The sequence below is a fragment of the Ensifer sp. LC11 genome, assembly GCF_001695835.1.
In the GTDB taxonomy this organism is placed as follows: domain Bacteria; phylum Pseudomonadota; class Alphaproteobacteria; order Rhizobiales; family Rhizobiaceae; genus Ensifer.
In genome coordinates this window covers 481,239-495,719 of sequence record NZ_MBSO01000012.1, presented here as the reverse complement: position 1 = coordinate 495,719, position 14,481 = coordinate 481,239, and the positions used below count along the sequence as shown (strand labels likewise).

At 62.7% G+C, this 14,481-nt stretch carries 16 protein-coding genes and 1 pseudogene; 6 read left to right on the top strand and 11 right to left on the bottom strand.

The genetic code is table 11. From position 1 onward, the window contains the following. Positions 1 to 3: 3 nt before the first annotated feature. Positions 4 to 444, bottom strand: a complete 441-nt coding sequence (locus tag BBX50_RS11075) for a hypothetical protein (RefSeq protein ID WP_065775344.1) — start codon at positions 442 to 444, stop codon at positions 4 to 6. Between the two features lie 269 nt (positions 445 to 713). On the opposite strand from BBX50_RS11075, the gene BBX50_RS11065 reads away from it, so the two are divergent. Beyond that, complete coding sequence (locus tag BBX50_RS11065; protein WP_065775342.1) at positions 714 to 1,439, top strand: class I SAM-dependent methyltransferase; 726 nt, start codon at positions 714 to 716, stop codon at positions 1,437 to 1,439. Here BBX50_RS11065 and BBX50_RS11060 read toward each other — a convergent pair. Then, the gene (locus BBX50_RS11060; protein WP_065775341.1) at positions 1,423 to 2,718 is read right to left on the bottom strand and encodes an NAD(P)/FAD-dependent oxidoreductase; all 1,296 of its coding nucleotides are present in this window, start codon (positions 2,716 to 2,718) and stop codon (positions 1,423 to 1,425) included. The genes BBX50_RS11065 and BBX50_RS11060 overlap by 17 nt on opposite strands. A gap of 240 nt (positions 2,719 to 2,958) precedes the next feature. Between BBX50_RS11060 and BBX50_RS11055 the strand changes: the two genes are divergently transcribed. Together BBX50_RS11055 and BBX50_RS29815 are read left to right on the top strand one after the other, a co-directional pair. Continuing rightward, positions 2,959 to 4,443, top strand: a complete 1,485-nt coding sequence (locus BBX50_RS11055) for a hypothetical protein (RefSeq protein ID WP_065775340.1) — start codon at positions 2,959 to 2,961, stop codon at positions 4,441 to 4,443. A 62-nt stretch (positions 4,444 to 4,505) separates the two neighbouring features. After that, complete coding sequence (locus BBX50_RS29815; protein WP_139108447.1) at positions 4,506 to 4,853, top strand: hypothetical protein; 348 nt, start codon at positions 4,506 to 4,508, stop codon at positions 4,851 to 4,853. Positions 4,854 to 4,977: 124 nt separating this feature from the next. On the opposite strand, the gene BBX50_RS11050 is transcribed toward BBX50_RS29815, so the two are convergent. Continuing rightward, on the bottom strand, positions 4,978 to 5,430 hold the full coding sequence (locus BBX50_RS11050) for an isochorismatase family protein (RefSeq protein WP_244513131.1): 453 nt from the start codon (positions 5,428 to 5,430) through the stop codon (positions 4,978 to 4,980). Positions 5,431 to 5,436: 6 nt separating this feature from the next. Further along, positions 5,437 to 5,901, bottom strand: coding sequence for an Lrp/AsnC family transcriptional regulator (locus BBX50_RS11045; protein WP_065775450.1), 465 nt, complete (start codon positions 5,899 to 5,901; stop codon positions 5,437 to 5,439). Positions 5,902 to 6,089: 188 nt separating this feature from the next. Between BBX50_RS11045 and BBX50_RS11040 the strand changes: the two genes are divergently transcribed. Beyond that, the gene (locus BBX50_RS11040; RefSeq protein WP_083213622.1) at positions 6,090 to 6,809 is read left to right on the top strand and encodes an aspartate/glutamate racemase family protein; all 720 of its coding nucleotides are present in this window, start codon (positions 6,090 to 6,092) and stop codon (positions 6,807 to 6,809) included. Between the two features lie 69 nt (positions 6,810 to 6,878). Here BBX50_RS11040 and BBX50_RS11035 read toward each other — a convergent pair whose 3' ends face one another. From BBX50_RS11035 to BBX50_RS11020, 4 genes are all read right to left on the bottom strand, one after another. Then, positions 6,879 to 7,247, bottom strand: coding sequence for an NIPSNAP family protein (locus tag BBX50_RS11035; protein WP_065775338.1), 369 nt, complete (start codon positions 7,245 to 7,247; stop codon positions 6,879 to 6,881). Next, on the bottom strand, positions 7,247 to 7,627 hold the full coding sequence (locus tag BBX50_RS11030; protein ID WP_065775337.1) for a glyoxalase/bleomycin resistance/dioxygenase family protein: 381 nt from the start codon (positions 7,625 to 7,627) through the stop codon (positions 7,247 to 7,249). Before BBX50_RS11030 ends, BBX50_RS11035 begins: the two co-directional genes overlap by 1 nt. A gap of 53 nt (positions 7,628 to 7,680) precedes the next feature. Beyond that, complete coding sequence (locus tag BBX50_RS11025; protein WP_065775336.1) at positions 7,681 to 8,961, bottom strand: NAD(P)/FAD-dependent oxidoreductase; 1,281 nt, start codon at positions 8,959 to 8,961, stop codon at positions 7,681 to 7,683. Between the two features lie 452 nt (positions 8,962 to 9,413). Beyond that, complete coding sequence (locus tag BBX50_RS11020; RefSeq protein WP_065775335.1) at positions 9,414 to 9,818, bottom strand: helix-turn-helix domain-containing protein; 405 nt, start codon at positions 9,816 to 9,818, stop codon at positions 9,414 to 9,416. A gap of 194 nt (positions 9,819 to 10,012) precedes the next feature. Between BBX50_RS11020 and BBX50_RS11015 the strand changes: the two genes are divergently transcribed. After that, positions 10,013 to 10,897, top strand: a complete 885-nt coding sequence (locus BBX50_RS11015; RefSeq protein WP_065775334.1) for an SDR family oxidoreductase — start codon at positions 10,013 to 10,015, stop codon at positions 10,895 to 10,897. 195 nt (positions 10,898 to 11,092) lie between these two features. Continuing rightward, a pseudogene (locus BBX50_RS11010) lies at positions 11,093 to 11,475 on the top strand (VOC family protein). 153 nt (positions 11,476 to 11,628) lie between these two features. On the opposite strand, the gene BBX50_RS11005 reads toward BBX50_RS11010, so the two are convergent. The 3 genes from BBX50_RS11005 to BBX50_RS10995 form a co-directional block, all read right to left on the bottom strand. Next, complete coding sequence (locus tag BBX50_RS11005) at positions 11,629 to 12,843, bottom strand: multidrug effflux MFS transporter (RefSeq protein ID WP_065775333.1); 1,215 nt, start codon at positions 12,841 to 12,843, stop codon at positions 11,629 to 11,631. Positions 12,844 to 12,940: 97 nt separating this feature from the next. Then, complete coding sequence (locus BBX50_RS11000) at positions 12,941 to 13,573, bottom strand: histidine phosphatase family protein (protein ID WP_065775332.1); 633 nt, start codon at positions 13,571 to 13,573, stop codon at positions 12,941 to 12,943. Positions 13,574 to 13,586: 13 nt separating this feature from the next. Next, positions 13,587 to 14,339 carry a pyridoxine 5'-phosphate synthase gene (locus tag BBX50_RS10995; protein WP_065775331.1) on the bottom strand — a complete coding sequence of 251 codons (753 nt, stop codon included), beginning with the start codon at positions 14,337 to 14,339 and terminating at the stop codon, positions 13,587 to 13,589. Positions 14,340 to 14,481: the final 142 nt, after the last annotated feature.

Genomic DNA, 14,481 nt, shown 5'->3' with positions numbered 1-14,481 from the left:
GGCTCAGGCCTTCCCTTCCACCGACGGCTGATCTGAGGGGGCGGCCACATGGCTCGCCGTGGTTTCGGGCTCGGTCGTCACCGGCGCCGGAGGGGTATCAACCTTGCCGGCAAGCCGCTCCAGCGAGCGGGCGATCGAGGCGAGCGGTGACGAGAAGTCAGGCAGATCGATCAACGCCAGGATCAGGGCGGCGATCCAGAAGATGTTGTTGTGTGTGAGCAGCGAGATCAGCCCCAGCACCGCCACCAGCTCGTACTGCACCTTGTGGCTCTTGTGCGCCATCGTTTCCGGCAGAGAATGCAGCCTGAGGTAGAATGTGCCAAGCGCGAAGATCGCGAGAATCATGAAAATGACGACGACGTTGAAGAGAACGTCGCTTTGTCCCGGCGCCGTGATGAACGCGGGCAGGTGGTGAATTGCAGTCGGATGAATGCTGTCGGACATCACGTCTCCCCCGAGAGCAGATGGGCCAGAGAATCGAACATTAGCACCCCTCAAAAAAAACAAAAACAAAAGCTTGCACGTCGACCGCAACTTGACCTTGCGGCGCCATACGCCCTATCAGACCGGCGTGTTGGCACCTTGAAGTGCCGCTGGTTTCGAGCAGGATCAGAGCGCGCATGCTGTTCCCCCGGTAACGGCAACGCATGTCAGCCGGTTCTATCGCGCGCGGCAGACACCTGCCCGCCTCATGCCGCCAGAAGGAGACCACCATGGCCCAGAACATCTACGACAAACCGGAATTCTTCGAGGGCTACAGCCAGCTCGGGCGTTCGGTGCACGGGCTTGCAGGTGCCGCCGAATGGCCGGCGATCCGCGCGCTCTTGCCGGACCTTTCAGGAAACCGCGTGGTGGATCTCGGCTGCGGCTATGGCTGGTTTTCGCGCTATGCCCGCGCGGTCGGCGCCGCCCATGTGCTTGGCCTCGATCTCTCCGAAAAGATGATCGACCGCGCCAAGAGCGACACATCAGACCCGGCGATCGACTACCGGATTGCCGATCTCGACGCGCTCGACCTCCCGGAAGCGAGCTTCGATTTCGCCTATAGCTCGCTCGCCTTCCACTATATCGAGGATTTCGGCCGGCTGGTCGCCACCATCCACCGGGCGCTCGTGCCCGGTGCCCACTTCGTCTTCACCATCGAGCACCCGATCTACATGGCCTCGTCGAACCCCGGCTGGCGGATCGAAAACGGCGAGCGCACCTGGCCGGTCGATCACTATTCCTCAGAAGGCCCGCGGACGACGGACTGGCTGGCCAAGGGCGTGATCAAGCACCATCGCACCATCGGGACGACGCTCAACACGCTGATATCAACGGGCTTTGCCATCCGCCACGTCGAGGAATGGCGGCCGACGGAAGCGCAGATCGCCGAGACGCCTGATCTTGCCGAGGAAGTCGATCGGCCGATGATCCTGATCGTCAAGGTTGAGAAGTAGGTACCGGCTGCTCGGCCTTCTCCTTCAGCGTCTCTTTCTGGGTGATCAGCCGGGCGCTGTGCTGGCCGCTCAAATAGGTCCAGAACCAGCTCCAGGCGACGGCAAAGCGGCTGCGGGTGCCGATCAGGAAGTAGATGTGGGCGATGCCCCAGATCCACCAGGCAAGCGCGCCCTTGAGCTTGAAGCGGCCGAAATCGATGATCGCAGCACGCCGGCCGATGGTGGCGAGACTGCCCTGATGGCGATAGCGGAAATCTTCGGGCGGCCGGCCGCCGGCAAGCCGCGCGCGGATGACCTTTGCCACATAGGCGCCCTGCTGTTTGGCGGCGGGCGCAATGCCCGGCACCGGCTTGCCGCCGTCATAGGTGACGGAGGCCGTGTCGCCGATGACATAGACGTCAGGATGACCGGGTGCGCCCAGATCAGCGCCAACGATCGCCCGGCCGGCGCGATCGGCTGCGATATCAAGCCAGCGCGCGGCAGGTGAGGCCTGCACGCCGGCTGCCCAGACGAGTGTGCGGCTGGCGACGAATTCGTCGCCGATCACAACCCCCTCCTCCGTGCAGGATGTCACCGGCGTGCCGGTGCGCACCTCGACGCCGAGGCGCTGCAGCTCCTTGACCGCATAGGCCGAGAGATCCTCGCTGAAGGCAGCAAGGATGCGCGGCCCCGCCTCGACAAGGATCACTCGCGTTTGTCGCGTATCGATGCGGCGGAATTCATCCGGCAGCGTGCGATGGGCCATCTCGGCGATGATGCCGGCAAGCTCGACGCCCGTCGGACCGGCGCCAATGACGGTAAAGGTCAGGAGTGCTGCACGGGCAGCGGGATCGTCTTCCAGCTCGGCGCGTTCGAAGGCGAGCAGCACCCGGCGGCGGATCGTCGTCGCATCCTCCAGCGTCTTCAGGCCCGGCGCCACCGGCTCCCATTCATCATGGCCGAAATAGGCGTGCGTCGCCCCGGTCGCCAGCACCAGCGTATCGTAGGTGATGCGGCTGCCGTCCTTGAGCACGATGGCCTTGTCGGCCGCGTCCACATCGGTAACCTCACCGAGCAGCGTCGTCACTTCGGGCCGGTCGCGCCAGAGACTGCGGATGGGCCAGGCGATTTCCGAGGTCGCGATCAGCGTCGTTGCGACCTGATAGAGCAAGGGCTGGAAGAGGTGATGATTGCGGCGGTCGATAAGGGTGATCCGAACCGGCGCGCCGGCCAGCTCCTTGACCAGCTGCAAGCCGCCGAACCCGCCGCCAACGACCACCACGTGATGCCTGTCCTGCATGTTTCTTTCCAGTCGGCTCCGCAACTGGCCTTCCGTTTGGACACGCCACAACATTGGTGTTGTGGCGGCCAAGGACAAGCGCAGGCGCGGCATGTCACCCTTGCAAAAAGTCAAGAACGGCCGAGCTTCGCAAGTGCTCTCTGCTGCGCGGTTCGGTCGACGCCCCGCCGGGCACACTTGTGGCGTGCGCATTTTTGATGGCTAACTAGCAATCAAGAATAGACCCGATCGGCTGGGACGATGGCGATCAAGGTAGCTCCGCATGATCCAGGCAAGGTGTCCGGCATCACGATCGTCGATGCTCTGGAGCGCGCCATCGGTCTTGCATCACCGGACTGGACACCCCAGGCACTTGGCACGCTCTCCAGAACCCGGTGGGCGGAGGTCTACTATGCGATCGAAAGCCTGTACGGATGGGTTGGGGGATATGAATGGGACCAGAAGACATTCGTGCCCTATCGAAAGAATGTCCATGTGCCGCATATCGATTTCCAGGCCAACGCCATCTACTTCAATACCTCGAGCCGGACCCGAGAATCGCTGGTCGCCAGGATCAAGAAATGCCTGCTCTTCTACGACAAGATATACTTTGAAGAGCCTATCTCCCAGCTGAGATTCGACCATGGTTTTGCGTCAGTCATGGCCGGAAAGGAAAACTCTGAAGTCTACCGGCTATACATGGACAGATGGGATTTTGACGGCGTCCCGGTTTTCCCATCCGATATAGAAGAGAGACGCAAGCAGTTTGATCAGCTCATCCACTACGAGCGCATCCAGTACTGGGTCGAGTTTTACGCTCAGATCGCGCCGCTGATCCGCACGGGGATCGTCGTTCCGATCTGCAATCACGGCGACCTCTTCGGCAGATATCTCCATACATATGATTGCCTTCAGAGCGAGTATGCGTTCGACAAGGACGATGGTTTCAGAAACACCGAGGACATCATTTTGTCCAACGCGATCAATCACGTTTACGATCGCGACCGGATCGAGAAGCTCTACCGGAAACATCACCGGGAGAGCGCCGGCAACCACATACAGCTGCGATATGTCGAGCTTGTCCTCGACGAACTCATCCTCAAGCAACTCGGGCCTAACGTGATTCCGGCCCTGGATCTGTCCAACGGCAAGGTGGCGTTCGAAATCCTGAAGGATCAGCTTGCAGCCCATCACAGTGCTGCCTTTGACGATCATGTGGTGGAAGCCCAGCTGGTTGCGAACCACGTGCCGAACCCGGACGCCATCGACCTGCGCGATCTGATGGCGATACGGGCTGAAGACGAAATTTTTGCACGGTGGCGAGCCTGTGTCGCGATGGCCGCCAGGAGGTCGCGGGCGGTGCAGTCAGCCTCCCAGGCGGAAACGTTTTCGGCAGAGATGCGCGACACCCGATTGGCATGGAACGCCGACTTGGACACCTATCTGTCGAAAAGCGACAACCTCTCGGGCGTGTTCAAATCTCTGGCAACCAAGGTCGTGGTGGCGATCTTTGTTGCCTCGGGTGTGGGGGCTTTCAGTGAAAACCCGCTTGCCTCTGCTGCAGCGGGGGCGGCAAGCACCATAGGCTACGATGCCCTGATGACGATCAATGACCGGTTGGAAAAACGTAAGGCCAAGAGGCAGCGCTTCCAACTGCAAAGACTATACGGTGCATTTGATCCCGAGCCCCAGTCCGGTCAGCGGGGTGACGACCGGCCACCTCGAGCGCGGAAGCGACGAACCTAGGTCCTGTTGAGAAGGGCTGCGCGGGCGCTTGCGGCTTGCCGTGATCACGATATGGTTACGGCATGACAACCTCTCCTTGCCCGGTTTATCTTTTTAGAAGCGCGGGTTTCGCTCCGTCCGGCGACACGGTGGTCAGCGTTGCGCCGCTGGATCGCGTCGCTGCCGTTTACGGCGACGGGGGCGTCGTTGGCGAAGGCGGTCTGTCTTCTACATTTGGTGGTGCGGCAGTCTTCAAGAATGATGCGACCGGAGAATGCTTCATCGGCGTATGGGGAGCCCGCAACGCCTCCCGCTTCCGCAGCGAGCTTCGAGCTCACATGCAGATTGCCGTATACAAGGAAGCGCCAGATGCTCGACTTTTCCTCTGGGGAGCGGAGAAAGAACGCCCTAAACGGCCCGCGCACGAATGAAGGGCATCAAGGTAAGAAGCTGAATGCAGATTGGGCCGCAGAGGCGGCGCCTCGTCGGCGGCCTCAGGACGACGAAGACGTGACCGCAAAGGCAATGTCGTCGACCGCGTCCACCAGCACGACCTCACCGCCGAGCGACCACTCGGCCGCGCGCGCGGCCAGACGTGCCGGCACCATCGGTGCGCGCCGTTGCCGCCAGGCACATCTCCGAGAGCATGCCGCAGATCGCGATCGTCTCGATTTGCCGCGACCGCAGCAAGCTTTCGAGATCCGTGCCCTCGAAACCGTCGTCCTTCGCCTTTCGAACGACGGGCTCGCCCGGCTGCGCGGAAAAGTAGAGCTTCCAGCCATCGGTTTCCGGCTCGTCAGGCGCGCCCACCGGACCGTCATTCTGGAGAAAGATCACCGGCACAGCCGCCGCGCGTGCGTTTTTCAAGAGAACAGCGACGGCGCGCTGAAGGTCGAGATGCCCGGGCACCGCATCCGGCCCGGATATGAAGGCGCGCTGCACATCGACAAGCAGCAGCGCATCGGCAGCGTCATCGCCCGTGGTCACGCTCATCGCGCCATTGGTCATCACGTCTCACACCGCATAATCGACCGGCACCGCCGTGCCGCTCTTTAAGATTTCCATCGAGATCGAGGCGGAGACGTCGAAGAGTTCCACCTTGCGCACGATCTGCTTGTAGACCACGTCATAGTGCTCGACGCGCGGCAGCACGACCTTGACGATATAGTCATAGTTCCCCGTCAAGCGATGGGCCTCGACGATCTCGGGGATATCGCTGATAGCGCGCCGGAAGGTCTCGATCCACTCGTCGGAGTGATGTGCCGTCTTGATCAGCGCAAACACGGTCGTCGGAACACCCATGCGCTCGCGGTCGAGCACGACGATACGCCGTGCAATGTAACCCGCCTCCTCCAGCCGCTGGATGCGGCGCGAGCAGGCCGACAGTGATAGGTTCACCCGCTCCGCCAATTCACCAACGGCGACGCTGGCGTCCTGCTGCAGCAGCGCAAGCAGCTTTCGGTCTCTTTCGTCAAGCACGCCGATCACTCCTCCAATTATCAAACAGTGCGCAGTATTCTTGCATAGTTCCCGCGTAATACGCAAATCATTCGCGCAAGGCTGCATTTTCCCTCCCAACAAAGCGAACCATTCCGACGCCCTGTGCCGCATAGTTCTCTCCATCGAACAACGGCTGCGCCCGGCGCGGCAACAGCGGGCAGAAAGGAATGGTTATGCGCAAGATCGGTCTCATCGGCGGCATGAGCTTCGAAAGTTCGGCGGTCTATTACCGCATGGTCAACGAAGCGGTTCGCGACCACCTGGGTGGACTGCATTCGGCCGAGGTGCTGCTGCATTCCGTCGACTTCCAGTCGATCGTCGACCTGCAGAAGGCCGGCCGCTGGGAGGATGCTGCCAAGCGGCTGGCCGATGTCGCCCGTGGCCTGGAAGCGGCCGGCGCCGACTGCGTGCTGATCTGCACCAACACCATGCACCTGATTGCCGATGCGGTTCAGGCCGCCGTCGATGTGCCCCTCATCAACATCATCGACGAGACGGCGCACCGCCTCAAGGCTGCCGGCATCCGCAAGCCGCTGCTGCTCGCCACCCGCTACACCATGGAGCACGGCTTTTACGCCGAGCGCATGAAGAGCCACGGCATCGACGTCATGGTGCCGGATGCGGACGGCCGCACGCTCGTCCACAATGTCATCTTCGACGAACTTTGCGCCGGCAAGGTGCTGCGCTCCTCCCGCCGGGCGCTGATCGAGCTGATCGACAAGGCCGAGGCCGAAGGTGCGGACGCCGTCATCCTTGGCTGCACTGAAATCTGCCTGACCCTCGACCCGAGGGCCCTGTCGCTCCGAGGCTTCGATTCGACCGCAATCCATGCGGAAGCAGCCGTCGAATTCGCACTGGAAGGGATTTCGCTGGCGCAAGCCGCCTGAGCGAAAAACGAGAACGCGCCGCGCTCGGCCTGGCGATTGCCGGAAGCGGCGCAACGCATCGGCTAGCCGCTACTTGCTCCGTGGCAGCGGCTTCAGGAAGATGCGCTCATAGTTGATGAACGGCGGATCGTCCGCGTAACGCGCATTGGCTGCAATGCCAACCGGATCCTTGGCGACATCATCGCGATAGCGCAGATAGGTTTCCTCGTCCGGAAAGGTGAAGAGCGCGACGGCGATGTCGCCGGCCCCCTCTTGCGCCACTCCCGGAAAGCTCGCGCCAACGCCCTCAGGTTTTCCCCGCGGCACAAAATAGCCGTGATGCGTTCCGCCATGGCGTTCGATGAGTTCGACCCAGGTTTGCGCATAGGCCTTGAATTCTACCATCCGGCTTTCATCGATCCGGTAGCGGATCTCGCATGTGACGGGCCCATCAGCCATCAGGCTTCGTCTCCCTTGTCTCCGGCTCTCGGGCCGCGAAGGCCGATGCAATTGCCCCAGGGATCGCGCACCTGGCACATCCACAGCCCCTCCTGGATCGCTATCGGTCCGCGATAGAGGAGCGCGCCGAGCGCTTCGAAATGGGCAAGGGATCTGTCGAGATCCTCGACCGACCAATAGACGACGGAGCCTGCGGCACCGCTCGCCACCTTCTCGTCGGCTTGAACGATTTCGAGATCCACTGCCCCAACCTTGAGGTAGGCGAAGTCGAATTCTTCAAGCCATTGGCGTTCGGCCGCTGGGAACGCACGCCGATACCAGGCGAGCCCCGTTTCCGTGTCGGGAACATGCACCAGTATGGCCGCCACGCTATCGGTCATTGCAATTCTCCATCCGCCATCCGGTTGCCCTCGATACAGGATTCGTCGACTGCTCAGGCAGAAATCGCATCCGCGGCGGATCGGAGCAGACCGCCCGGGCGCACGCCCAATGCCTGCCAGTCGCATTCGGCCAGTCCGGTTCTCTTGAACGGATCGACCAGCGTGCCCGAAACGATCGAGGCAAGCAGCGCCGGCATCGGCGGCGTGCGCGCGACCGTTGCCACCAGCCGGTCGCGCAGCCAGGCGAGCAGCGCCGAATCCGACTGGTAGAAGGGCGTGAAGAACAGCGACAAGAGCTGGAACAGCGCGACGTGGTTGCGCCGCGCGGCAGCATAGGCGGCAAGCGCCGCATCCAGATCCGGCGACGTGTCCAGCGCATGCGCCAGCGCCGCCGCATCGAGCAGGGCCATGTTCGCCCCCTGCCCGAGCTGCGGGCTGGTCGAATGGGCGCTGTCGCCGACGAACGCAACCCGGCCGGCGACCGGCGGGCGCATGGTGCGATGGGTATAGCGCGCCAGCGTCAGCCGATCCCAGTCGTCGATCTGCTCGAGCAACGGCGCGCAGTCCGGCCAATAGTCGAGGAGGACGGACTTCCAGCGGTCGAGCCCTGCCTGCCGCACCACATCCGCATCCGCCACCTTGAGGCTCCAGAAGAAGGCGACACGCTCCTTCTCACCTTCCCGCGCCCTGCCGGCTGGCAGGATGCCGATCATCACCTTCGCCCGGTCGTAGCGCTGCACCAGTGCGTGACGGTCATGGGCAAGCCCGGCGCTGTCGAGCGTCGCCCAGAAGGCACCATAGCTGAGCTCGGACACAGCAGGCGCCACGGCCGACCCCGCAGCAAGCGCCGAGCGCGCGCCGCTGGCATCGATCACCAGGTCATAGGCGCCCGCCTCCCGGCCATCGGCATCGAGAAGAACGGCCTTGTCGCCGGCCATTCGCACATCGGCGAGCGCAATGCCGGTGCGCAAAGGCAAACCGGCCTTACCCGCGGCATCATGCAGTGTGTTGAAAAGCGCCGCCCGCTGCACCCCAAGCCCGAAACGGCCGCCTGACAACGCATTGTAGCGGACGTCGAGCACGGTGCGACCGGACTTCGCGTCGGCGCCGTAAAGCCGGTCGATGCGGCTGCCGAGGACAAGCATCGGCTGCAACAGGCCGAGCGCATTCAGCACGGTCAGCCCCGTCGGCTGCAGCATCAGCCCGGAACCGACGGGCGAGGCCACGTCGAAGCGTTCGAGGATTTCCACCCGATGCCCCTGCCGCGACAACATCAGCGCCGCCGCGAGCCCCGCCGGGCCAGCGCCCGCAATGCCGATATGCAGTGTCTTCATGGTCCCTCTGCATGGCGCGCGATCGACGCGTCGGATTCGCTTCATCGCCAAACTATAGGGAAAATCAAAGCACTACGGCAAGCTTGCTGCGCCGGGACATGGCGTCGCGCGCAACGCACGACGCGGTGGAGACAAGGCGGCCCCTCATCCGCCTGCCGGCACCTTCTCCCCGTCAGCGGGGCGAAGGAACTTGTGGCACCGGCTCGGATCCACCGCTGTCGTTCTCGGTTTCTGCTTCCCAGCATTGGAGCGAACTGAGCATCGGACCGGGATGGAGTTTCAGCCGTCATCCTCGTCCCCCCTCCCCGCCTGCGGGGAAAGGGTTAGTCCTCGGGTTAAACCCGAGGAGAGGGGCAAACCCCGCCAACCACAGCTGGGACCTATGGAAAAAGCGCCGCACGCGCGAACGAACCGACCCTCGCCGGCGGCTTCCGCTTCGGCAACGATACGCCTTACGCCTCCGCGTCATACTCCTCGCGTGCCGATCGGATCGCGCCGTGGTTTTCCACCGACCAGTCGACGAAATGCTTGAGCAGGCCGAGCAGCGAGCGGCCGAGATCAGTGAGCGCATATTCCACGCTCGGCGGCTGCGTCGGGTAGACGGTGCGATGGATGTAGCCGTCGCGCTGCAGGTCGCGCAGCGTCTGGGTCAGCATGCGCTGGGAAATGTCGGGGATCAGCCGCCTCAGCTGCGAGAAGCGCAAGGCCCCGTCGGCCAAGGACAGGATCATCAGCGAGTTCCACTTGCCGCCGATATTGTCCATGACGTCGCGGACCGGGCAATTTTCGACATCCATCGGCACGCCGCACACCATTGCCACGCGCTTGCCCTTCAAATCGCCTGTGAGCTTGGTCATGGCCGGTACCCTTTCTGTTACCACAGCAGAAAAAACTGCCTCCTTTACAGCTCTACCGAGATTACGGGATAAGAGCAAGTCTCAAAAAGAGACTATATGCCGGCGCTTCTCCCAGGCGGCCGGACAACAAGGCAGGATGTCGACGGTCTGCGCCGTCCGTCCCGCCCCTTGCGTTCAGCAGAGAGGAAACAGACATGTCCGATACATTGCTCGTCACCGGCGCAACCGGCCAGCTTGGCAGGCTCGTGCTCGACCAGCTTCTGGCGTCCGGCATCGAGCCGGCCAAAATCATCGCCACCAGCCGCGACGTTGCCAAGCTCTCCGATTACACGGTTAAAGGCGTGAAGGCCCGCATCGCCGATTTCGACGATGCCGCCTCGCTCGACAAGGCCTTTTCCGGTGCCGACCGGATCCTGATCATCTCGACCGATGCGCTGGATGAGCCGGGCAAGCGGTTGAGGCAGCATCTGGCCGCCGTCGCGGCTGCAAAGAGGGCCGGTGCCAAGCATATTCTTTACACCTCGATGCCGAGCCCCGAAACCTCGGTCATCCCCTTTGCGCCCGATCATCTCGGCACCGAAAACGCCATCAAGGCGACTGGCATTCCCTACACGATCCTGCGCAACGGCTGGTACATGGAGAACCTGTTCATGGCGCTGCCGCACGCGCTTGAAACCGGTCATTGGTATTCGTCATCCGGCCAAGGCCGCCTCGCCCATATTGCGCGGGCCGATGCAGCCAGGGCCGCTGCCGCGGCGCTTGCCTCCCCCTCCGGCGAAAGCCGCACCTACACGCTGACCGGTGGCGAGCTACGCTCGACCGACGAAATCGCCGCGCTGGTCGCCAAGGCAACCGGCAAGCCGCTCGAGGTCGTGCACATCTCCGATGAAGCCCTTGCCGGCGGCCTGAAGAGCGCGGGGCTGCCCGATTTCCTGATCCCGATCGTCGTCTCCTTCGATGCCAATACCCGCGAGGGCCACATCAACATGGCGACGAACGACCTGACGACACTGACAGGCGCAGCACCGGCAAGCCTCACCGTTTTCCTCGAAGCGAGCAAGGCAAGACTGGCAGGCTGAGCGGCCGCGCTTGAAATGGAGTGGGCCCGGCCGTTTGCGCCGGGCTCCTGGACTGACGAAGCCCCGGGAACGATTGTGACACAATCCGCCCGGATATTGCGGCGAGAACGGCGTTTCCGCATCATCTGTTCTTATTATGTTCTGTTTTTCGCGCTATGAAATCCCGCAATTCCACTGCTGGAGAAAGGGGAGATCATGAGCGCTTATGTGACCGTGGGTGCATTGGACTGCACCCAGTCAAACTCTTCTATGACGCAATCCTCGCGACGATCGGATGGAGCAAGCATCTGGAGTTTCCGGATTGGCGCGCCTATTCCGAAGGCGGCTCCGGCAAAGGCTTCGTCTTGTGGGTCTGCAAACCCTTCGACGGTGAACCGGCAAGCTGCGGAAATGGGTCCATGGTCGGGTTCATGGTCAAGTCTCCCGCGGAAGTCGATGCTTTCTACCAGGCCGCCATGGCCAGCGGTGGGACGGACGAAGGTGCACCCGGCCCACGTCCGCATTATGGGCCAGACTGGTACGCCGCCTACATGCGTGATCCGTCCGGCAACAAGATTTCTGTGGTCTACAACGGCTAGAGCATCTTTCCGCCTCCAAGTGATTCCACTTTGAAAGCGGGATGCTCTGGCGTTGTACGCGGTTCGCGACGCTTCGAAATCCGGAGCGTCGCGCTCATCAGGCGGGCGCCGTGAAAAACGGCGTCACATCGCCTGCCGAACCTTCGCCACCGCCTACCTTGCGGCCTCCACCGGCGAGCCATCTGCCCGCGCGGCGATCTCCGAGAGAACCAGCGCGCTGACGCCGGCGAGAAAGAACCCGACCGACAGGTTGAGTGTCGTGCCGTCGTAAAAGGCACCGATCGCGACTGCAAACAGGGTCGCGATCAGGCTTGATCCGGAGGCGATCAACGATGCCCCGAGACCCGCAACCTGTCCAAGCGAGCGCATGGCCATGGCGTTCAGGTTGCCGAAGAGCACCCCCACGGCAAAGAAGGCCGCAAAGCCGAGCACCATCAGCACCGTGAGCGGCGGCCGGCCGGCCCAAAGGGTGGATGCGGCAAGCATTGCGAGCCCCGCCAAAGCAAGACCGACAAAGCCGTGGCGCGCCATCCTGTCTGCTCCAAAGCGTTGCACGAGCTTGGCGTTGAGAAACGACGCAAGCCCGATGCCGGTCGCCAGCATCGCGAAATACAGGGGGAAGGTTTGTCCGATCCCGTAGGCATCGAAGAAGAGGTCCGCCGCGGTGCTCAAATAGAGGAGCTGCGCACCGAAAACGAGCCCGGTCGCCACGATCAGCAGCATGACGCGCCGGTGTGCCAGGATGCGCCGGCCATTCGCCACGAGCAGCCGCGGACGAAACGGAATGCGCCTGTCCGCAGGCAAGGTTTCCGGTTGGCGCATCACCAGCCACAGCCCAAGAAGTCCGGCCACCACGAGATAGACGGCAAAGACGCTGCGCCAGCCTCCAACGGCAATGATCCCCTGCGCGAGGCCGGGCGCCAGCATCGGCACGAGGATGAAGAGCGTGAACATGAACGACATGACGCGGGCCATCTGATCGCCCTCGAACTGGTCGCGGATCATGGCGCGCGTGGCGATCTTCGGTCCCGAAACGCCGACGCCCTGCAGGAAGCGGCCGAAGATGACCATTTCGAGGGACCCCGCCACCATCGCGATCACCGTTCCGAGCGCGTAGACGCCAAGGCCGAGAACCAGCGCCCTCTTCCGCCCCATCGCGTCGGAGAGCGGCCCGAGCAAAAGCTCGCCGAACGCCATGCCGAAGATGAACAGCGATATGACGTGCTGCGTCGAAAGCGGCGGCTGAACCCCGACATCGGTGCCGATCTCACGCAATCCCGGCAACAGCGCATCGATGCTGATGGACGTGAGTGACGTCAGAAGTGCGTAAAGAACAATGCGTTCGCGGAAGCTGGGGGAAAATGTCATTGGCCGGATACGTGGGAAAAGGACGGGCTCGAGCTATAGCAGCCCTTACATCTGGTTGCATGCGATCTTCGCGCGTTGTCTGAGAGTATTCAGGACATTACGGCGCTTCGATTGTCAGGTGAGAGGCATCCGCCAAAGTGACGATGGCCCGATTTCGGAAAAAATCGTCCTGGCGCAGATGCGTGATGCTGCCGGATTTCGCCGGAAAGCTCAAAAACCCCGTTGCCTCGATCGGCACTTTCATCCAGGCGGCGATCACGAGCGTGAGCGTGAAGCCGTGGGTGACGATAATCTGCGTCTCGCATGGCCGTTCCGCGATCGCGTCGACACACGGAAAGACCCGCGCCGCGACATCGCGGCGGGTTTCAGCGCCTTCGATGCCGCAGTCGTGATCCAACCGGTTGTCGTCCGGCGCCGGCACATAGCGCGCATCGAGCCATGCCTGCGGCTTGCCGCCGGCCACGCCATAGCTGATTTCCCGAAGAGCGGCGGTTTCGGTCACGGGCTGCAAGAGGCGCCTGGAAACAGCTGCGGCCGTTTCCGAGGCACGCAGAAGATCGGAGCTGAAAATCTCGACGTCGCGGCTGCCGACCAGGGCAGCCAGCCGTTCGGCGGTCGCCTCCGCGTCCCTTTGACCGCGCGCCGTCAGGCCGGTGTCATACCAGCCGCCCACCCGGCCTTCGAGGTGATGGACGGATTCCGCATGGGTAACGATGAAGAGGTCCTTCATGACGCAAGCGGCCTCAGACCTCCTGGCCGCAGGCGCGGCGGAAGCGGCGCACGGTCTCGGCCATGCCGTATTCCAGCGCATCCGCCGTCAGACCGTGGCCGATCGACACTTCGGCAAGGTTGGGGATGTGCCTGGCGAGCAGCGGCAGATTGGCGACCGTCAGGTCGTGGCCGGCGTTCACCTCGAGGCCGAGCTCAGCCGCAATCGCCGCCGTGCGGCCGAGTTCGCCGGCGATCTTTTCCGCCTTGTCGGGATCGTCAAAGCAACCGCCATAGGGGCCGGTATAGAGCTCAATGCGGTCAGCGCCCGTCTCCTTGGCGATGCGCAGCGCTTCCTTGTCTTCGTCACCATCGGCAAACAGCGAAACCCGAAAACCCTTCTTCTTCAGCCGGCCGACGACATTGCCAAGCAGGTTGTGGTTCTTGCGGAAGTCCCAGCCATGGTCGGAGGTCGCCTGTGCCGGATCATCAGGCACCAGCGTCACCTGTTCCGGCCGGTGCGTTTCCACGAGGCCGAGAAACTCCTCGTTCGGATAGCCTTCCATGTTGAACTCGGTGTCCGGAAACGCCCCATCGATCAGCGCGCGGATCGGCTGCAGATCGGTAAAGCGGACATGGCGCTGATCGGGCCGCGGATGCACCGTGAGACCTGCGGCACCCGCTTCGAGCGCGATACGTCCAAGTGCGGTGACGGAGGGCCAGGGCAGATCGCGCCGGTTGCGCAGCATTGCGACGGCATTCAGATTCACGGACAGTTTTGCAGGCATGTCTGAACTTTCCAGAGGCGGGGCCGGATAGAGGCCCGGATGCGGGCAATGTGGATGCAATGTTCTACTGCATAATTGCTGAAACCAGAAACGGTTTGAGGTCCGATTATGCAGCAATTCCAAGGAGTACCAGCGCAACAGC